Source organism: Wenxinia saemankumensis (genome assembly GCF_900141735.1).
GTDB classification, from domain to species: Bacteria; Pseudomonadota; Alphaproteobacteria; order Rhodobacterales; family Rhodobacteraceae; genus Wenxinia; species Wenxinia saemankumensis.
This window is the reverse complement of the sequence record NZ_FQYO01000003.1, coordinates 387,986-407,115: the sequence shown is the minus strand read 5'-3', so window position 1 is coordinate 407,115 and position 19,130 is coordinate 387,986. Positions and strand designations below refer to the sequence as shown.

19 protein-coding genes are annotated in these 19,130 nt (G+C 71.0%); 10 read left to right on the top strand and 9 right to left on the bottom strand.

Annotated elements, in window-relative coordinates:
- Positions 1-48: 48 nt before the first annotated feature.
- On the bottom strand, positions 49-1,644 hold the full coding sequence (locus BUE30_RS09545) for a phosphoenolpyruvate carboxykinase (RefSeq protein WP_073329281.1): 1,596 nt from the start codon (positions 1,642-1,644) through the stop codon (positions 49-51).
- A 338-nt stretch (positions 1,645-1,982) separates the two neighbouring features.
- Between BUE30_RS09545 and BUE30_RS09540 the strand changes: the two genes are divergently transcribed.
- The 7 genes from BUE30_RS09540 to BUE30_RS09510 all read left to right on the top strand — a co-directional run bounded on the left by BUE30_RS09540 (position 1,983) and on the right by BUE30_RS09510 (position 8,173).
- Positions 1,983-2,687: a response regulator transcription factor gene (locus tag BUE30_RS09540; RefSeq protein WP_073329279.1), complete on the top strand. Its 705-nt coding sequence runs from the start codon at positions 1,983-1,985 to the stop codon at positions 2,685-2,687.
- A gap of 9 nt (positions 2,688-2,696) precedes the next feature.
- Positions 2,697-4,472 carry a sensor histidine kinase gene (locus tag BUE30_RS09535; RefSeq protein ID WP_073329277.1) on the top strand — a complete coding sequence of 592 codons (1,776 nt, stop codon included), beginning with the start codon at positions 2,697-2,699 and terminating at the stop codon, positions 4,470-4,472.
- A 10-nt stretch (positions 4,473-4,482) separates the two neighbouring features.
- The gene (locus BUE30_RS09530; RefSeq protein WP_244526323.1) at positions 4,483-5,010 is read left to right on the top strand and encodes an HPr kinase/phosphorylase; all 528 of its coding nucleotides are present in this window, start codon (positions 4,483-4,485) and stop codon (positions 5,008-5,010) included.
- Between the two features lie 9 nt (positions 5,011-5,019).
- The gene (rapZ, locus tag BUE30_RS09525) at positions 5,020-5,979 is read left to right on the top strand and encodes an RNase adapter RapZ (RefSeq protein ID WP_073329275.1); all 960 of its coding nucleotides are present in this window, start codon (positions 5,020-5,022) and stop codon (positions 5,977-5,979) included.
- Positions 5,976-6,389 (top strand): PTS sugar transporter subunit IIA, encoded by a 414-nt coding sequence (locus tag BUE30_RS09520; protein ID WP_073329273.1) that lies wholly within the window; start codon positions 5,976-5,978, stop codon positions 6,387-6,389. The genes rapZ and BUE30_RS09520 overlap by 4 nt, the downstream gene beginning before the upstream one ends.
- A gap of 3 nt (positions 6,390-6,392) precedes the next feature.
- On the top strand, positions 6,393-6,671 hold the full coding sequence (locus BUE30_RS09515; protein ID WP_073329270.1) for an HPr family phosphocarrier protein: 279 nt from the start codon (positions 6,393-6,395) through the stop codon (positions 6,669-6,671).
- 80 nt (positions 6,672-6,751) lie between these two features.
- Entirely contained in the window at positions 6,752-8,173 is a 1,422-nt protein-coding gene (locus tag BUE30_RS09510; RefSeq protein WP_073329268.1) for a methyl-accepting chemotaxis protein, read from the top strand.
- Between the two features lie 306 nt (positions 8,174-8,479).
- On the opposite strand, the gene BUE30_RS09505 is transcribed toward BUE30_RS09510, so the two are convergent.
- Positions 8,480-9,355 (bottom strand): 3-hydroxybutyryl-CoA dehydrogenase, encoded by an 876-nt coding sequence (locus BUE30_RS09505; protein ID WP_073329266.1) that lies wholly within the window; start codon positions 9,353-9,355, stop codon positions 8,480-8,482.
- Between the two features lie 147 nt (positions 9,356-9,502).
- On the opposite strand from BUE30_RS09505, the gene BUE30_RS09500 reads away from it, so the two are divergent.
- Positions 9,503-10,354 (top strand): DUF6473 family protein, encoded by an 852-nt coding sequence (locus BUE30_RS09500; protein WP_073330268.1) that lies wholly within the window; start codon positions 9,503-9,505, stop codon positions 10,352-10,354.
- On the opposite strand, the gene BUE30_RS09495 is transcribed toward BUE30_RS09500, so the two are convergent.
- From BUE30_RS09495 to BUE30_RS09480, 4 genes are all read right to left on the bottom strand, one after another.
- Positions 10,297-11,223, bottom strand: coding sequence for an electron transfer flavoprotein subunit alpha/FixB family protein (locus BUE30_RS09495; RefSeq protein WP_073329263.1), 927 nt, complete (start codon positions 11,221-11,223; stop codon positions 10,297-10,299). The two genes, BUE30_RS09500 and BUE30_RS09495, sit on opposite strands and share 58 nt — an antisense overlap.
- Positions 11,223-11,981, bottom strand: a complete 759-nt coding sequence (locus BUE30_RS09490) for an electron transfer flavoprotein subunit beta/FixA family protein (RefSeq protein WP_073329260.1) — start codon at positions 11,979-11,981, stop codon at positions 11,223-11,225. Before BUE30_RS09490 ends, BUE30_RS09495 begins: the two co-directional genes overlap by 1 nt.
- Positions 11,982-12,092: 111 nt before the next feature.
- Positions 12,093-13,091: an NAD(P)H-quinone oxidoreductase gene (locus tag BUE30_RS09485; RefSeq protein ID WP_073330259.1), complete on the bottom strand. Its 999-nt coding sequence runs from the start codon at positions 13,089-13,091 to the stop codon at positions 12,093-12,095.
- Positions 13,088-13,831, bottom strand: a complete 744-nt coding sequence (locus BUE30_RS09480) for a COQ9 family protein (protein WP_244526322.1) — start codon at positions 13,829-13,831, stop codon at positions 13,088-13,090. The genes BUE30_RS09485 and BUE30_RS09480 overlap by 4 nt, the downstream gene beginning before the upstream one ends.
- A 158-nt stretch (positions 13,832-13,989) precedes the next feature.
- Here BUE30_RS09480 and rpsU point away from each other — a divergent pair, with 158 nt between their 5' ends.
- Complete coding sequence (rpsU, locus tag BUE30_RS09475; protein ID WP_073329257.1) at positions 13,990-14,196, top strand: 30S ribosomal protein S21; 207 nt, start codon at positions 13,990-13,992, stop codon at positions 14,194-14,196.
- A gap of 193 nt (positions 14,197-14,389) precedes the next feature.
- Here the strand turns inward: rpsU and BUE30_RS09470 are convergent, their stop codons facing one another.
- Positions 14,390-14,878, bottom strand: a complete 489-nt coding sequence (locus BUE30_RS09470; RefSeq protein WP_073329254.1) for an Lrp/AsnC family transcriptional regulator — start codon at positions 14,876-14,878, stop codon at positions 14,390-14,392.
- Positions 14,879-14,987: 109 nt separating this feature from the next.
- Here BUE30_RS09470 and ald point away from each other — a divergent pair, with 109 nt between their 5' ends.
- Positions 14,988-16,103, top strand: a complete 1,116-nt coding sequence (ald, locus tag BUE30_RS09465) for an alanine dehydrogenase (protein ID WP_073329251.1) — start codon at positions 14,988-14,990, stop codon at positions 16,101-16,103.
- Positions 16,104-16,199: 96 nt separating this feature from the next.
- On the opposite strand, the gene mscL is transcribed toward ald, so the two are convergent.
- Complete coding sequence (gene mscL, locus BUE30_RS09460) at positions 16,200-16,640, bottom strand: large conductance mechanosensitive channel protein MscL (protein ID WP_073329248.1); 441 nt, start codon at positions 16,638-16,640, stop codon at positions 16,200-16,202.
- Positions 16,641-16,731: 91 nt separating this feature from the next.
- Entirely contained in the window at positions 16,732-19,125 is a 2,394-nt protein-coding gene (gene pheT / locus BUE30_RS09455) for a phenylalanine--tRNA ligase subunit beta (protein WP_073329246.1), read from the bottom strand.
- Positions 19,126-19,130 lie beyond the last annotated feature (5 nt).

Here is a 19,130-nt window from a genome sequence, read left to right as displayed (position 1 = left end):
CGGGGCGAAGGGTATCGCAGCCGGGCGAGAAGGAAAGCCCCGACGGGGTCAGCCCAGGGCCGCGGCGCGGATATCGGCGTCGACATGCGGCAGGAACGGCTCGAAGTTGCGGGCGAACATCGCCACCAGCCGGGCCGCCTGCGCATCGTAGGCGCCGCGATCCGCCCAGGTGCCGCGCGGATCCAGCAGCGCGTCGTCGAGTCCGGGGACCGAGACAGGCACCTCGAAGCCGAAATTGGGATCCTTGCGCAGGCGCCCCTCGGCCAGCCGCCCATCCATGGCCGCGGCGAGAAGCGCGCGCGTCGCCTTGATCGGCATCCGGCGTCCGGTCCCGTAGGGCCCGCCGGTCCAGCCGGTATTGACCAGCCAGCAGGTCGCTCCGTGGCTCGCCATCCTTTCCTGCAGGAGCTTGCCGTAGACCTCGGGGCGGCGCGGCATGAAGGGCGCGCCAAAGCAGGTGGAGAAGGTGGGCTCGGGCTCGGTCACGCCGCGCTCGGTGCCGGCGACCTTCGAGGTGAAGCCCGAGAGGAAATGGTACATGGCCTGCGCGGGGGTCAGCCGCGCGATCGGGGGCAGCACGCCGAAGGCGTCGCAGGTCAGCATGATGATGGTGGAGGGATGCCCGCCCCGCCCGGTGGCCGAGGCGTTGGGAATGGCCTCCATCGGGTAGGCGCAGCGCATGTTGGCGGTCAGCGAGGTGTCGTCGAAATCGGGCGTTCCGTCCGCCTTGAACACCATGTTCTCGATCACCGTGCCCTCGCGGAAGCAGGTGTCGTAGATCTCGGGCTCGCTCTCGCGCGAGAGCCCGATCGTCTTGGCGTAGCAGCCGCCCTCGAAGTTGAAGGTGCCGCTGTCCGACCAGCCATGCTCGTCGTCGCCGATCAGCACCCGCGCCGGGTCGGCCGAGAGCGTCGTCTTGCCGGTCCCGGACAGGCCGAAGAAGATCGCGGTGTCGACCGGGTTGCCCGGGGCGTGGTTGGCCGAGCAATGCATCGGCATCACGCCCTTCTCGGGCAGCAGGTAGTTCAGCAGGGTGAAGACGCTCTTCTTGTTCTCGCCCGCATATTCGGTGCCGGCGATCAGGATCAGCCGCTTCTCGAGGTTCATCGCGATCACCGTGCCCGTCCGGCAGCCATGCCGCTCGGGATCGGCGGCGAAGCCCGGCAGGTTGAGGATCGTGCAGTCGGGAACGAAGCCGTCCAGCGCCTCCGCCTCGGGTCGGCGCAGCAGGTGCCGGATGAACAGCGCGTGCCAGGCAAGCTCGGTCACCACGCGCACGTCCAGCCGGTGCGCGGGGTCGGCGCCGGCCTGCAGGTCCTGCACGTGCAGGTCGCGGCCCCGCAGATGCGCCTTCATGTCCGCCTCGAGCCGGTCGAAGGCCTCCGGGCTCATCGGTGCGTTGTTCTCCCACCAGATGTGCTGCTCGGTGGCCGGGCTGCGGACGATGAACTTGTCCTTGGGGGATCGGCCGGTATGCCGCCCCGTCGTCACGGCGATCGCGCCGGCGGCGGTCCGCACCCCCTCGCCGGCCGCGACCGCGGCCTCGGCCAAGGCGACCGCGTCGAGGTTGTAGAACACCGCGCCGGCCCCGCCGAAGCCCTGCATCTCCAGCGTCGTGGCGGGGGTGTGGGTCAGATCGCGCATCGGCTCGCTCCTGCTGTCGCCGGCCCCAGGGGGCGGGGCCATGACCCTGCGGTAGCGGGGCATTCGCAAGCTGAACAGGACGTTAGCGCAACCGGCGCGGATGTTTGCGCCACCAGCCGCAGGAGCTGCGAACTCATCGGTCGCCGCGCCCCCGGACTGGGTCAATTTTCGGGAAAGACGGTGCGGCTTTTTAGTCATTGCTTACCGCTTTTCGCCGCAAATGGGGCACAGACTGGCCGCAAGCATCCCGTGGGGGATTGATTCGCATTGGCAAAGTACGGAGAGACTCGTGGAAAAACAGGCAGACGACACACAAGAGCAGCAAGGGTAACGTCCCGATGTCCAACAAGATCGCTTTGGTGGACGACGACAGGAACATCCTGACGTCCGTCCAGATGACGCTCGAGGCCGAGGGCTTCGAGGTGCAGACCTACAATGACGGCCAGTCCGCGCTCGATGCCTTCAACAAGCAGATGCCCGAGCTGGCCGTGCTCGACATCAAGATGCCCCGCATGGACGGCATGGACCTGCTGCAGCGGCTCCGCCAGAAGACGTCGATGCCGGTCATCTTCCTGACCTCCAAGGACGACGAGATCGACGAGGTGCTCGGCCTGCGCATGGGCGCGGACGACTACGTCAAGAAACCGTTCTCGCAGCGCCTGCTGGTCGAGCGGATCCGCGCCCTGCTGCGCCGGCAGGAGGCGATCGCCTCGGATGCCGGACCGGTCGACGACGAGCACAAGGTCATGGTGCGCGGCAACCTGACGATGGACCCGCTGCGCCATTCGGTCACCTGGAAGGGGACCGACGTGTCGCTGACCGTGACCGAGTTCCTGCTGCTCCAGGCCCTCGCCCAGCGGCCCGGCTTCGTGAAGAGCCGCGACCAGCTGATGGACGTGGCCTATGACGACCAAGTCTATGTCGACGACCGCACCATCGACAGCCACATCAAGCGCCTGCGCCGCAAGATGCGCCAGGCCGACGAGGAGTTCTCGGCGATCGAGACGCTCTACGGCATCGGCTACCGCTACAACGAGGAATAGGGCCCGACCATGACGGCCGCGCCGCAGATCGACGTCCGCGATCTCAACTCGGTCCGCCGCGCGGCCCGGGCCCTGGGCGCGCGCCCGGGCCAGCGGGCCAAGGTCGACGGCGGCACGACCGAGGTGCTGCTGGGCGAGGACTGGGTCCGCCCGGCCGAGGACGGGGCCGCCGCGCCCCGCCGCGCCCGCGCCCGGCGCGGTCTGGCGGCGCTGCAGACCTCGCCGCTGGCGCGCAAGATCGTCACCTTCAATCTCGTCGGTCTCTGCCTGCTCGTCTCGGGCATGCTCTACCTCGCGCCGGGGCGCGACAACCTCGTCTACCAGCGGGGCTCCGGCCTCGTCAGCGAGACCGAGCTGATCGCCGACGTGTTCGAGGCGCAGCTCCCCGCCGGGGCCCCCGTCAACCTGATCACCGGCGACGGGATCGACCCCGTCGCCACGCTGTCCGGTCTCGACCTCTCGAACGGGATCGAGGTGATGGTCTTCGACACGGCCGGCAGCCTCGTCACGCGCGGGCGCGCCCTGCAGGGCACGCCCGACGTCGCGGGGCTGGAGGGCAGGTCCGCCCCGACCGTCATCAGCGACTTCGTCAACCGCGTCTCGACCGGCATCGCCGGCTGGCTGTCGCCGGACGGGACCGCCGCGCTGGCCTCTCCGCTCGACGTCGCGACCGACCTCGCCGGCCGGGCCCTGCGGGACGGCACCGCGGTCGAGACCCGGACGGGCGACGGCGGCACGGTGCTCTTCGTGGCGACCCCGATCCTGCAGGGGGGCGACCCGGTCGGCGCCATCGCCGTGATGTCCCGCGCGGGCGAGATCGACGCCCTTCTGAGGCAGGAGCGGGAGCAGGTCCTGCAGATGTTCCTGGTGGGAATCCTGATCTCGGTCGCGCTGTCGCTGATGCTCGCCTCGACCATCGCCAACCCGATCGCCGAGCTGGCCGCCGCGGCCGAGGCCGGGCGCGACCGCAACGCCCGCAAGATGAGCCCCGACCGCATCCGCATCCCCGACCTCTCCGCCCGCCCCGACGAGATCGGCCGCCTCTCCGCCGCGCTGCGCGGCATGGTCGCCGCCCTCTACGAGCGGATCGAGACGAACGAGCAGTTCGCCGCCGACGTCGCGCACGAGATCAAGAACCCCCTCGCCTCGCTCCGCTCCGCCGTCGGCACGCTCGAGATCGTCAAGAAGGAGGAGCAGCGGCAGAAGATGCTCCAGCTGATCGAGCACGACCTGCAGCGGCTCGACCGGCTGGTCACCGACATCTCCTCCGCCTCGCGCCTCGACAGCGAGCTGGTACGCGAGGACGAAGCGCCGTTCGACCTGCTCAAGATGCTGGGCAACCTCAACGACTTCCTCGGGGAGGAGGCGCGGACGAAGGGGATCGAGTTCATCGCCGACCTGCCCGACCAGTCGATCATCGTCTCGGGCCTCGAAGGGCGGCTCGCGCAGGTCTTCGTCAACCTGATCACCAACGCGATCTCGTTCTGCGAGGATGGCGACGCGATCCGCATCTGGGCCCGGCGGCGCCAGAACCGCGTCCTGATCGTGGTCGAGGATACCGGCCCCGGCATCCCCGAGGAGGCGCTGACCAAGATCTTCCAGCGCTTCTACTCCGAGCGGCCCGAGAAGCAGTTCGGAAACAATTCGGGGCTCGGCCTCGCGATCTCCAAGCAGATCGTCGAGGCGCATGGCGGCGTGATCTGGGCCGAGAACATCCGTCCCACCGATGCCGACCCGACCTCCGGCCCGCTCGGCGCCCGCTTCGTCGTCGGCCTGCCGGTCTGACGGCCCGGCCGTGGGCGACCCCGGCAAGGAGGCCGGCGCCTCACGCCCCGCCGGGGCCGACCCGGGCGGCGCGGCGCCGGACGCCCCCCGCCGGGGCGCCCCCCGCCAGGACGGCGGCGCCGGGCGGCTCACCCTCCACGCCACGGCCGTGGCGCTGGACGGGCGCGCGCTGCTGATCCGCGGCCCCTCCGGCTCGGGCAAGTCCGCCCTCGCCTTTCAGCTGATGGCGCTGGGCGCGGGGCTGATCGCCGACGACCTCGTGATCCTGACCGCCGGGCCGACCGGGCCGGTCGCCGCTTGCCCGCCGGCCGGGGCCGGCCGGATCGAGGCACGCGGCATCGGCATCCTCGCCGCGCCGGCCCATCCCCCCTGCACCGTCGCGCTGGTATTCGACCGCGGCCACCGCGAGCGCGAACGGATGCCGCCGCGTCGCAGCACCGCCCTGCTTGGCTTCCCCGTGCCGCTCGTTCACGATCCGGGGACGGGCGATGTCGCCTCCGTGCTTTATCATTATCTTCGGTTCGGTCCGGCATCCTGAAGGTCGACCATGGCCCATCCTGCCCCGCCCGCTGCGTCCGGGGCCGCCCGCGACGACGGGCGGCAACGCATCGTCCTCGTCACCGGCCCCTCCGGAGCCGGACGGACGACCGCGGTCAACGCGCTGGAGGATCTGGGCTGGGAAGTGATCGACAACCTCCCGCTCTCGCTCCTGCCCCGGCTGATCGACGGCCCGCCCCTGGACCGGCCGCTGGCGCTGGGACTCGACGTGCGGAACCGCGATTTCGGCGTCGATGCGCTGATCGAGGCGATCGACCGCCTCGCCGCGCGCCCCGACGTGGCCGAGGAGGTGCTCTACGTCGATGCCGATGTCGACACGCTGCTGCGCCGCTATTCCGAGACGCGCCGCCGCCACCCCCTCTCGCCCGAGGGGCCGCCGATCGTCGGGATCGAGCAGGAGATCGCCCTTCTCGCGCCGATCCGGGGGCGCGCCGATACGCTGATCGCGACGGGCGATCTGACCCCGCACGACCTGCGGGCCGAGATCACCGAGCGCTTCGGCGGCGGCGGCTCCGGCCCGCTCGCCATCTCGGTCGAGAGCTTCTCGTACAAGCGCGGCCTGCCGCGCGGGGCAGACATCGTGCTCGACGTGCGCTTCCTGCGGAATCCGCATTGGGAGCCCGGGCTGCGCCGGCTGACCGGCACCGACGCGGCGGTGCGCGCCCATGTCGAGGGCGACCCGCGGCATCGTCCCTTCTTCGAGCGGACCGAAGCACTGCTGCTCTCGCTCCTTCCCGAGTACCGGGCCGAGGGCAAGAGCCACCTGACCGTCGCCTTCGGGTGCACCGGCGGGCAACACCGTAGCGTCGCTCTCGCGGATGCGATGGCGCATGCCCTTGCGCGGCAGGGGTGGCAGGTATCTATTCGTCACAGGGAATTGGAACGTCGTGCCGCCGCCGGGGCCAGTGATGGGGCAGGCGGCGCGGCCGAGCGGGGACAGGACCGGTGATCGGTATCGTCATCGTGGCCCACGGGGGCCTGGCGCGGGAATACCTGTCCGCGGTCGAACACGTGGTCGGCCGCCAGGACGGCATGCGGGCGGTCTCGATCGGACCCGATGACGATCGCGGCGCCAAGCAGGGCGAGATCTGCGCCGCCGCCGACGAGGTCGATACCGGCGACGGCGTGATCGTCGTCACCGACATGTTCGGCGGCTCGCCCTCGAACCTGTCCCTGCGCGCCTGCGGACTGGCGGACCGGCGCATCCTCTACGGCGCGAACCTGCCCCTGCTGATCAAGCTGGCCAAGTCGCGCCGCTGCCCGATCGACGAGGCGGCCGGACGCGCGATGGAGGCGGGGCGCAAGTATATCGACTGCCACCAGGTCAGCGTCGAAGCCTGCCGCGCCTGGGGGACCTGACCCGTGGTGCAGACCGTCTCGCGGCGATTGAAGATCGTCAACGTCAAGGGGCTCCACGCCCGCGCCTCCGCCAGGCTGGCCGAGGTGGTCGAACGGTTCGACGCCTCCGCCACGATCCGCAAGGACGGGCTCGACGCCGCCGGGGACAGCATCATGGGCCTGCTCATGCTCGCCGCCTCGAAGGGAACCTTCATCGAGGTCGAGACGCGCGGCGCCGAGGCCGAGAAGCTTGCGGACGCGATCGAGACCCTGGTGGCCGACAAGTTCGGCGAGGGCGACTGAATCCGGGGGCGGTCGCCGGCGTTCACCGGGGATAAAGGGTTCGGGCGGATAAGGACGCGAGACGTCCGAAGGGATCCGCCATGAACATTGCCGATTACCGCGCCCGCTTCCAGGTCGACGAGGATTTCCTGTCCCGGCTGGGCCGGGCCTGGGCGCGGGTCGAACCGCTGATGCCCCCCCTGCTCGAGGCGTTCTACGCCCGGATCCGCAGCCGGCCGGAACTCGCGCGGTTCTTCTCGTCCGAGGCGCACATGGCCAGCGCCGCCGGCAAGCAGATGGAGCATTGGCGTCTGCTCTTCACCGACGGCTTCGGTGAGCGCTACTTCGCCTCCGCCGAGCGGGTGGGCATCGTCCATTACCGGATCGACCTCTTCTTCCGCGATTACATGGCGCTCTACATGCTCGCGGGGGAGCGGCTGGTCGCCGCGATCCAGTCCGGCGCCTCCCGCTGGCGCGGCGGCGACAGCGACCGGCTGGTCCAGGCCGCGATCCGCGCCCTCTTCATGGATATCGAGGCGGTCACGGCCGCCTATTACCGCATCCAGTCGGCCGAGCGGGATCACGCGCTGGCCTGCCTCGCCACCGCGATCGGCGGGCTCGGCAGCGGCGCTCTCGCGACCCGGGTGGACACGTCCGGCGACGTCCCCTTCCCGCAGATGTTCGAGGGGACGCGAGCCTCCTTCGACGAGCTGGCGGAACGGCTGCAGGGGGTGTTCGGGGGTGTCTCTGACAATGCCGTGCGGATCCGCACCATGGCGGCGGAGCTGAACCGCATGGCCAGCGACCTGTCGACGCGTGCCCAGGACCAGGCCGCGGCGGTGGAGCAGTCCACGGCCGCCGTCAGCCAGCTCTCCTCCACCGTCACCGCGAACGAGGCCGTCTCGCGCGAGGCGGTCACCGTGTCCGAGAGCAACCGGGCGGAGGCCGATGCCGGCCTGACCCATGCCGAGGCGGCGGAGGCGGCGATGGGCACCATCCGCACCGCCTTCGGCGAGATTGCGCAGGTCGTCTCCAGCATCGAGGAGATCAGCCTCCAGACGAACCTGCTCGCGCTCAATGCCAGCGTCGAGGCGGCGCGGGCCGGGGATGCGGGCAAGGGCTTTGCCGTCGTCGCCTCCGAGGTGCGGATGCTGGCCAAGCGCACGGCGGAACTGACCGATTCGATCCGCGCCCAGCTCGACCGCAGCGGCGCCTCGGTCGATACCGGCACCAACCTCGTCGGCGAGACGCGCGGCTCGCTGGCCAAGCTGCGGGACAGTGCCGGGACCATCGCCGAGAAGATCGGCGGCATGGTCACCTCCACCGCCGAACAGGCCATCGCCCTGCGCGAGGTCGAAGGGGCATTGTCCACGATCGACAGGACGACCCAGCACAACGCGCTGATCGCCACCGACGTGGCCGGCCATTGCAGCGATGTCCTCGCCGCGGCCGACGACATCGACAAGCCCTTCGACACCTTCGCCCAGACGCCCCCGGCCGAGTCGCCCCGCCGCGTGGCCTGAGGGCGGGGCACGGACCCCGCCCGGCCGGTGCGCCGGTTCCGCCGCAGCGCACCGGCCGGGCCATGCGGCCAACCGGTTGGGGCGCCGGCGTCGGCACGCTGCTCGCGCACGGACCGACGAACGCCCCCCCCCGCATGACGGGCGGGATCGCGGACCGGGCGTGTCTCGGGCGACTCGGGCCCGGTCGCCGGGTCTGCACCGGCGTCCTGCCCCGGCTTCCAAGCCTTCCGGGTCTGCACCGGCATCCTGCCCGGGTCCTCCACGCCTACCGGGTCGGAACCGGCGTCTCGCCCGGACCTTCCACGCCTAACGGGTCGGGACCGGCGTCTCGCCCCGGTAATCGTAGAAGCCGCGCTGGCTCTTGCGGCCCAGCCAGCCGGCCTCGACGTATTTCACCAGCAGCGGACAGGGGCGGTACTTGGTGTCCGCCAGCCCGTCATGCAGCACGTTCATGATCGACAGGCAGGTATCCAGCCCGATGAAATCCGCCAGCTCCAGCGGCCCCATCGGGTGGTTCGCCCCCAGCTTCATCGAGGTGTCGATGGACGCGACCGAGCCGACCCCCTCGTAGAGCGTGTAGATCGCCTCGTTGATCATCGGGATCAGGATCCGGTTCACGATGAAGGCCGGGAAATCCTCGGAGGTGGAGGCCGTCTTGCCCAGCCGCTCCACCACGCCCGAACAGGCGGTGAAGGTCGCCTCGTCGGTGGCGATGCCGCGGATCAACTCGACCAGCTGCATCACCGGCACCGGATTCATGAAGTGGAAACCCATGAACTTCTCGGGCCGGTCCGTCCGCGCCGCCAACCGGGTGATCGAGATCGACGACGTGTTCGAGGTCAGGATCGTCTCCGGCCCCAGATGCGGCGTCAGCTCGGCGAAGATCGCGTGCTTGACGTCCTCGCGCTCGGTCGCGGCCTCGATCACCAGGTCCGACCCGCCGAGATCGGCCAGATCCAGCGTCGACGAGATCCGGCCGAGCGCCGCCTCCCGGTCGTCCTCCGTCAGCGCGCCCTTGCTCACCTGCCGGTCGAGATTCCGGCCGATCGTGGCGCGCGCGGCTTCCAGCGCGTCGGCGCTGACATCGGTCAGCGCGACCTCGTAGCCCGCCACGGCGAGGACATGGGCGATCCCGTTGCCCATCTGTCCGGCGCCGATCACGCCCACCTTGCGGATATCCATGTCCCGGCCCCCGGCCTGTTTCCGTCCAGGGGCCGAGCCTAGGGCCCCGCCGGGCCCCTCTCAAGACCGCAGGCCACCGATTCATCGAATCTCAAGATTCGCGGCGGAAGATGGTCGCGGGTGAGACGAAAGTGGATGGGACGGATCATGGCCTTGGCCCGTGTCCGGCTGCCCGATGACGGGTGGCCGACCTGTACGTATGGCGCATCACGGCTCCGGTTCCGGGGGCCGCCGCGGCCGCTGACCGGCGGCTACATCGCCTGCCTGGGCGGCGGCGACACGATCGGGGGCGAGGTCCGCCGCCCCTGGCCCGAAGTGCTGGAGCGGGCCCTCGCCCGCCCCTGCCTCAATCTCGGCCTCGCCAATGCCTCGCCCGACGCCTTCCTGAACGATCCCGGCCTGCTCGACCTGGTGCGGGGGGCCGAGCTGACGGTGATCGAGGCGGTGGGCGCCCAGAACATGACGAACCGGCTCTACGCCGTGCATCCCCGGCGCAACGACCGGTTCATCGGGGCGCGCCCCCCGCTGGAGGCGCTGTTTCCCGAAGTGGACTTCGCGGATTTCTGCTTTACCCGGCACATGCTGGGCACGCTGGCGGGTCTCTCGCGCCGCCGCTTCTCGATCGTCCGGGCCGAGCTGCAGCAGGCCTGGATCGGCCGGATGCGGCAGCTGATCGCCGCAGCCGGCGGCCGCGCGGTGCTGGCCTGGCTCGCCCCCGCCGCCCCCCCGCGGGGCCCGGAAGAGGGCGGGACGCTGGGCCCCGACCCGCTCTTCGTCACTGCCGAGATGCTGAGCGCCCTGCGCGGCGACCTCGCGGCCCTCTGGATCCGCCCCGCCCCCGGCCCGGGCGACAGCGAGGACCGCCGGCACGACCGGATCGGCGCCGCTCTGGCCGGCCTGTCCGGCCCGCTGCTCGAGGCGCAGGCCGGACAGGAAGGGGCCTACAGCTTCTCGGTCAGCTCGGGCACCGCGGTGAAGAGGTCCGCGACCAGCCCGTAATCCGCCACCTGGAAGATCGGCGCGTCCTCGTCCTTGTTGATCGCGACGATGACCTTGCTGTCCTTCATGCCCGCAAGGTGCTGGATCGCGCCCGAGATGCCGACGGCGACGTAGAGCTCGGGCGCCACGACCTTGCCGGTCTGGCCGACCTGCCAGTCATTCGGCGCGTAGCCCGAATCCACCGCCGCGCGCGACGCGCCGACGGCGGCGCCCAGCTTGTCGGCCAGCTTCTCGATCATCGCGAAATCCTCCTTCGAGCCGATCCCGCGCCCGCCGGACACGACACGGCCCGCCGAGGTGAGTTCCGGCCGGTCGGAGGCGGCGACATGATCCTCGACCCATGAGGACAGGCCCGGATCCTCGCCGGCCGGGATCGTCTCGACCGGGGCGTTGCCGCCCGTGCCGGCCGCGTCGAAGGAGGTGGTGCGGATCGTCGCGACCTTCTTCGCATCCTTCGACTTCACGGTCTGGATCGCGTTGCCCGCATAGATCGGCCGCTCGAACGTGTCGGCATCGACGATGCCCGACACGTCCGACAGCACCATCACGTCCAGCAGCGCGGCGACGCGCGGCATCACGTTCTTGGCGTCGGTCGTGGCGGGGGCGACGACGTGATCGTAATCGGCGGCCAGCGCGGCCATCAGCGCCGCGACCGGTTCGGCCAGACGGTGGCCGTAGATCGCATCCTCGGCGAGCAGCACCTTCGCGACGCCCTCGATCCTGGCGGCTTCGGCGGCGGCATCGGCGGCCCGGGCGCCGGCGGCCAGCACGGTGACCTCGCCCAGCGGGGCGACGGCGGCCACGGCCTTGGCGGTGGCGTCCAGGCTCAGCGCGCCATCGGTGATTTCGGCAAGCAGCAGAACGGCCATCAGACGATCCCCTTTTCCTTGAGCGTCTCGACCAGCTCGTCGACGCTCTTGACCACGATCCCGGCCTGGCGCGCCTCGGGCTCGGTCGTCTTCACGACCTCGAGACGGGGCGTGACGTCCACGCCGTAATCGGCGGCGCTCTTCTCCTCGAGCGGCTTCTTCTTGGCCTTCATGATGTTCGGCAGGCTCGCGTAGCGCGGCTCGTTCAGGCGCAGGTCGACGCTGACGATGGCCGGCATCTTCACTTGAATCGTCTGCAGGCCGCCATCGACCTCGCGCGTGACCTTCGCGTTGCCTTCCGCGATCTCGACCTTGCTGGCGAAGGTCGCCTGGGCCCAGCCGAGCAGGGCCGAGAGCATCTGGCCCGTCGCGTTCATGTCGTTGTCGATCGCCTGCTTGCCGCAGAGCACGAGGCCCGGCTGCTCCTCCTCGGCGATCTTCGCCAGGATCTTGGCCACGGCGAGCGGCTCGATATCCTGGTGCACGTCCTCCGCCGCGACGACGAGGATGGCGCGGTCCGCACCCATCGCCAGCGCCGTGCGCAGCGTCTCCTGCGCCTGCTTCACGCCGATGGACACGGCGACGACCTCGCTGGCGGTGCCGGCCTCCTTCAGGCGGATCGCCTCCTCGACGGCGATCTCGTCGAAGGGGTTCATGCTCATCTTGACGTTGGCGAGATCGACGCCGGACCCGTCCGATTTGACGCGGACCTTCACGTTGTAGTCGATCACCCGCTTGACGGGGACGAGGACCTTCATGGGCGGAACTCCCTCAGATGTCGTTTCGCGGACCCTGTTATCGCGCCCCCCGGGGCCGAGACAGGGCAAAATCGACGCATCTTGGGGCCGGACGCGACGTTTACGCGCGCGTCAGGCCGCGGGACCCGCGCCCATGTCGAGGACGATCTTCCCGATATGGCTGCCCTCTTCCATCAGGGCATGGGCGCCGGCGGCCTCCTCCATCGGGAAGGTGCGATGGATCACCGGCGCGACACTCCCCGCCTCCAGCAGCGGCCAGACATGGCTGCGCAGGCTTTCGGCGATGCGGGCCTTGGCGAGGACCGATTGCGGCCGCAGGGTGGATCCGGTGATCGTCTGCCGCTTCATCATCATCGGGGCGAAGTCGACGCTGGCCTTCGGCCCGCCGAGGAAGGCGATCTGCACCAGCCGCCCCTCCATCGCCAGCGCCTCGAGATTGCGGGGGATGTAGTCGCCCCCGACCATGTCCAGGATCACGTCCGCGCCGCCGGCCGCCTTCAGCACGGCGACGAAATCCTCCTCGCGGTAGTTGATCGCCCGCTCGGCGCCGAGCCGCTCGCAGGCGGCGCATTTCTCGGCCGTGCCGGCGGTGGCGAAGACGCGGGCCCCCATCGCCCGGGCCAGCTGGATCGCGGTCGTGCCGATGCCGGACGACCCGCCATGGACGAGCAGCACCTCGCCCGCCGCCAGCCCGCCCCGCTGGAAGACGTTGGACCAGACGGTGAAGAAGGTCTCCGGCAGGCAGGCGGCGTCCTTCATCCCCATGCCCTGCGGCACCGGCAGGCAATGCGCGGCGGGCATGACGGCGTATTGCGCGTAGCCCCCACCGGGCAGCAGCGCGCAGACCGCGTCGCCCACCGCCAGATCCGTGACGCCGGGCCCGACCGCGTCGATCCGCCCGGCGCATTCCAGCCCCGGCAGGTCCGACGCGCCCGGCGGCGGGTCGTAGGCCCCCGCCCGCTGCAGCGCATCGGGCCGGTTCACCCCGGCGAAGGCGACGGCGATCCGCACCTCGCCCGCCTCCGGTACCGGGACCTCGCGGCTGGCGGGAACCAGCACCTCGGGCCCGCCGGGCCGGGCGATCTCGACGCAGCGCATCAGCTGCGTCATCGCGCGCTCCACCGACCCGGCAGGTCCTCGGGCCTCATGCCCCGTCCCGGCGCGCGCAACCCCGACATCGCCCGCTCCGCCATCCCGGCGAGACCGCCGATCACGGGGATGCTGCGCACTTTTCCCTTCACCTGTTCGATCCGCATCACGTCGTCGATCCGGCGCGAGATGAAGTCACGGGTCGCTTGCCCCTCCCAGCTGTCGTCGCCCAGCCAGAACAGCACGACCGAGGCCCAGACGGCCGAGAGCGTCGCCCGCTTGGAATACCAGTTGGCGTCGCGCGAGGTGTCGCCCAGCGCGGTCCAGACCGCGTCTGCGGTGCCCCAGATCAGCCGCGCGCCCTCCGGCGCCAGATGCGGCAGCGCGAAGAGCGCGGTGGCCCGGCGCGCCGCCTCCTTGTCCTCGATCGCCTCGAGCCGGATCTCCAGCGCCCGGGCCACGCGGTCGCGGAACCGCATCCCGGTCATGTCGGCCTCGGCGATGCGCCGGGTCATCTCGGCATCGCCCATCCGGTGCGATGCGGCGGCGATGTCGACCGCGCCGCGCGGGAACAGGCGCCGCACCTCGGACAGCCTCACGTCCTCCTGCGCCGCGACGATCGGCAGCAGCGCGTCGGACCATCCGTCGAAGGCGACATGCGGGGTCGCCGCGGCGACGAGGCGCGCCCGCAGCGCGGAATCGGGGTCGCGCCCCGTCTCCGGCGCGGGATCGGCAGCGGGATCGGCGGAATCGGTCATCATCTGGGCCTCCGGGTCTGCTGCCGGTGAGGATAGGCCGCCGCACCCGCGGTGCCAGAGGGGGCCACCCCTCCCCCGGCTGGACAAGCGCCCCCGCCGCCCCTATATCGGCCGCTCCTGCACTTGATCCAACTCCAGCTTAGAAAGGTGGTGAAAACCACATGCAGGTCAGCGTTCGCGACAACAACGTCGATCAGGCGCTCCGCGCCCTGAAGAAGAAGCTGCAGCGTGAGGGCGTCTTTCGCGAGATGAAGCTTCGGCAGCATTTCGAGAAGCCCTCCGAGAAGAAGGCGCGCGAGAAGGCCGAGGCGATCCGCCGTCAGCGCAAGCTCGCTCGCAAGAAACTGCAGCGCGAAGGTCTCCTCTGAGGACTCTTCCGCTTCCGGACACCACGTTCGAGACGACCCCCGGGCCTCGCGGCTTCGGGGGTTTGTCATGTCCGCCCCCCTGGCGGCGCACCTCCCGCTCTTATCTTGCCTCAAATACTCCGGGGTCCGGGGCGGAGCCCCGGGTCTCCACCCCGCCCTGCCCCCCGCGGCAGGGGGCGGGCCCCATCCCGCCTCACACCGGCAGCGCCGTCGTCTGCACGACCCGCCGCAGCGCGAAGGACGATTGCATCTGCGCCACACCGGGCAGGCCGGCAAGGTGGCGCCGGTGCAGGTCGGCGAAATCCTCGGTGTCGCGGCAGACGACCTTGAGCAGGTAATCGGCGCTGCCGGCCATCAGGTGGCATTCCAGCACCTCCGGCACGCGCGCCACGGCCGCCTCGAAGGCGTCCAGCAGCTCGTCCGCCTGCCCCGCCAGCGTGATCTCGACGAAGACCGTCGCCGGACGCCCGAGCGCCCGCGGATCGCAGAGCGCGACATAGCCGGTGATGTAGCCCTCGCGCTCGAGCCGCTGCACCCGCCGGTGGCAGGCCGAGGGCGAGAGCGCGATCCGCTCGGACAGGTCCGCGTTCGACAGCCGCCCGTCCCGCTGGAGCGCCCGGAGGATGCGCTCGTCCGTCGCGTCCAGCGCGGCCGATGACGGATTCTTCGAACGGGCGGCCATTTGGTGCGGGATCCTTCGATGATACCGCTATCAGGCGACACTCTTTCCGAAGCAATTGCAAGCGCCCTCCGCCACGCTGTCACCGACCGCGACCGACGAGGAGGACATCATGCGCATCGGCTGCCCGACCGAGATCAAGCCCCAGGAATACCGCGTCGGCCTGACGCCGCACGCCGCCCGCGAGGCGGTGGCCCATGGCCACGAGGTGATCGTGCAGGCGGGCGCCGGGATCGGCGCCGGCTTTCCCGATGCCGACTATCTCGCCGCCGGAGCCCGGCTGGCGGACACGGCCGAAGAGGTCTTCGCCGCCGCCGACATGATCGTGAAGGTGAAGGAGCCGCAGGCGCCCGAGCGCGCCCTGCTGCGCGAGGGGCAGGTCCTGTTCACCTATCTGCATCTCGCGCCCGACCCGGACCAGACCCGCGACCTGCTCGCCTCCGGGGCGACCTGCATCGCCTACGAGACGGTGACCGACCGCGCGGGCGGCCTGCCGCTGCTCGCCCCGATGTCGGAGGTGGCGGGAAAGCTCGCCCCGCAGATGGGCGCCTGGACCCTGCAGAAGGCGAATGGCGGACGCGGCGTGCTGATGGGCGGCGTGCCCGGCGTCGGCCCGGCCGAGGTCCTGGTGATCGGCGGCGGGGTCGTCGGCACCCATGCCGCGCGCGTCGCCGCCGGGATGGGGGCCGAGGTGACGGTGGTCGACCGGTCGCTGCCCCGCCTGCGCCATCTGGACGAGGTCTTCGGCGGCGTGTTCCGCACCCGCTACGCCAGCACGGGCAACATCGCCGAACTGGCCGCGCGGGCGGACATGATCGTCGGTGCGGTGCTGATCCCGGGCGCCGCCGCGCCGAAGCTGGTCTCGCGCGGGATGCTGGCGGACCTCAAGCCCGGCGCGGCGCTGGTCGACGTCGCCATCGACCAGGGCGGCTGCTTCGAGACCTCGCGCCCGACGACGCATGACGATCCGGTCTACGAGGTGGACGGGATCCTGCATTACTGCGTGGCCAACATGCCCGGCGCGGTCGCCCGCACCTCGACCATCGCGCTCGGCAACGCGACGATGCCCTACATGCTGGCGCTCGCGGACCGGGGCTGGGCGCAGGCCTGCGCCGCCGACCCGCACCTGGCCGCGGGGCTGAACGTCCATGCCGGGCGGCTGACCAACGAAGCCGTCGGGCAGGCGCTGGGGATCGAGGCGATCACCCCGGCCGAGGCGATCGGCTGAGGGGGGCCGGGGCGCGCGCCGGGCCCCAACCCCGTCCCGGCCCGGTCCGCCCCCTTCCCCCTTCGCGGGGAAGACAGATCCCCGGATCCCGCCCCCTCAGGGTGCGGGACGGCCCTTCAGCTGGTCGCGGATGTCGATCAGCACGTCGAGCTCGGACGGGCCGGTCTTCACCTCGGGCTCGACCTCGTCCGGCTTCTCGGCCATCGCCTTCACCCGGTTCACGTAGCGCACCAGCATGAAGACGACGAAGGCGATGATCAGGAAGTTGATGCAGGCGGTCAGGAACGCGCCGTAGGCGAAGATCGCGGCCCCGCTCTCGCGCGCGGCCTCGAGGCTGGTGCCCGGGGGCACGTCGCCCGACATCACGACATACATCGAGGTGAAGTCGATGCCGCCGATGATGAGGCCGATCACCGGGTTGATGAGGTCGTTCACGACGCTCTGCACGATGGCGGTGAAGGCGGCGCCGATGATGATCCCGACTGCGAGGTCCATCACGTTGCCCTTCGCGATGAAATCGCGGAATTCCTTGAGCATGGTCACAGTTCCGGAGTTTCCGGGCGCCCAACGCGCCCGGACACCCTAATGCCCCGTCACCTTCCCCACGGGGAAGGTGGAACCCGCGAAATCAGCCCCGCAGCGTGCCGCCTGTGGCCTTTTCGACCTTCTCGACCACCTTGCGCCCGACCGCCTCGATCTCGGCCTCGGTCAGGGTGGCGCCCCGCGGCTGCAGCCGGACCGTGATCGCCAGCGACTTGCGCCCCTCGCCCAGCGCGCCGCCCTCGAACTGGTCGAAGACGCGGACCTCGTCGATCAGCGCCTTGTCGGCGCCCGCGGCGGCGTTCGCCACGTCCGCGGCGGCCACGTCGCGGTCCAGAACGAAGGCGAAGTCGCGTTCGACCGGCTGCAGGTCCGAGGCGGCGAGCCGCGCGCGGGTCGCGCCGGTGCTGCGCGGCAGCGGGATCGCGGCCGGGTCGATCACCCAGGCGACGACCGGCCCCTTCACGTCCATCGCGCCCAGCACGGCGGGGTGAAGCTCGCCGAAGGTGGCGAGCACCTTCTTCGGCCCCAGGCAGACGCGCCCGTGCCGGCCGGGATGCCACCAGCCCTCGCCTCCGCGCAGGATCTGCGCCTTGGCCGGCGCGCCCATCGCGGCCAGCAGCGCCTCGGCATCGGCCTTGGCGTCGAACGTGTCAACCGGGCGGGACTCGCCGTGCACGTCCTTCGGGCCGGTCCGCCCGACGAGGATCCCGGCCAGCTGGCTGCCCTGCTCGCCCGGCTCGCCGCCGGCAAAGGCGTCGCCCAGCTCGAACAGCGCGAAGTCGGTCATGCCGCGCGCCTGGTTGCGGGCGGCCGCGCGCAGCAGCCCCGGCAGGAGCGAGGGGCGCATGTGGCTCATGTCGCTGGAGATCGGGTTCTCCAGCCGCGTCGCGTCGTCCCCGCCGCCGAACAGGGCCGCGCCCGCCCGGTCGATGAAGGAATAGGTGACGCATTCGTTGTAGCCGAGCGCGGCGGCCGACCGGCGGGCGGTCCCGGCGCGCAGCTGCATCGGCGTCAGGACCGGGGCGGGCAGGCCCGCCGGCACGGGCAGCGGCCGGCCCTTCAGCTTGGTCAGCGACGCGATCCGCGCCACCTCCTCGACCAGGTCCGCCTCGCCCTGCACGTCGGACCGCCAGGACGGCACCCGCGCCATGTCGCCGTCCATGACGAAGCCCAGCGCCTCCAGCGTCGCGCGCTGGGTCTCGGCCGGGATCTCCATCCCCACCAGCGACACGACCCGCGCGGGGTCGAGGCGGTAGGCGCGGGACATGTCCGGCGCGGCCCCGGCCACGACTATTTCGCTGACCTCGCCGCCGGCATGGTCGAGGATCATCGCGCAGGCGAGATCGCAGCCCTCGGCGGTGAAGGCGGGGTCGACGCCCCGCTCGAACCGGTAGCGGGCATCCGAGTTGATCTTCAGCGCCCGGCCGGTATGGGCCACGCGCACCGGGTCCCAGAACGCGCTCTCGACGAAGACGTCCACCGTCTCCCCGGTCACGCCGGTCGCCTCGCCGCCCATGATCCCGGCCAGGCTCTCGGGGCCGGTCTCGTCCGAGATCACGACCATGCCGGGCTGGAGCGTGTAGGTCCGCTCGTCCAGCGCCTCGATCGTCTCGCCACCCTGCGCCAGGTGGACGCGCAGCCCGCCCCGGACCTTGGCCGCGTCGAAGACGTGGAGCGGGCGGTTGCGGTCGTAGGTGAAGAAGTTCGTCACGTCGACGAGGAAGGAGATCGGGCGCAGCCCGATGGCCCGCAGCCGGTCCTGCAGCCATTGCGGCGACGGCCCGTTCTTCACGCCCCGGATCACCCGGCCGACGAAATGGGGGGCCACGTCCAGCGCCTCGGGCGCGATCTCCACCCCGATCGGGCAGGGGAAGGTCGCCTCGAACGCCGCCTGCGGCCGCGGCCGCAACGTGCCGAGGCCCCGCGCCGCCAGATCCCGCGCGATGCCCCGCACGCCCAGCGCGTCGCCCCGGTTCGGCGTGATCGCGATCTCGATCACGGGATCGACCTTGGCCGGGTCATGCGCGGCCAGCCAGTCGGGATAGCTCTGCCCGACCTCGCCGGAGGGCAGCTCGATGATGCCCTCGTGCTCGTCCGAAAGCTCCATCTCCCGCTCGGAGCACATCATGCCGTGGCTCTCGATCCCCCGGATCCTGCCCACGCCGATCGTCGTGTCGATGCCGGGCACGTAGGTGCCGGGGCGGGCCACGACGACGGTGATCCCGGCCCGCGCATTGGGGGCGCCGCAGATGATCTGCGTCTCGCCGCCGGGCAGGTCGACCTTGCAGACCTTCAGCTTGTCGGCGTCGGGATGCTTCTCGGCATGCGTGACCTTGCCGATGACGAAGTCCTTCAGCCGCTCGGCCGGATTCTCGATCCCCTCGACCTCGAGGCCGAGATCGGTGAGCGCGTCCGCGATCTCGGCGACGCTCGCCTGCGTGTCGAGATGGTCCTTGAGCCAGGACAGGGTGAATTTCATTGTCG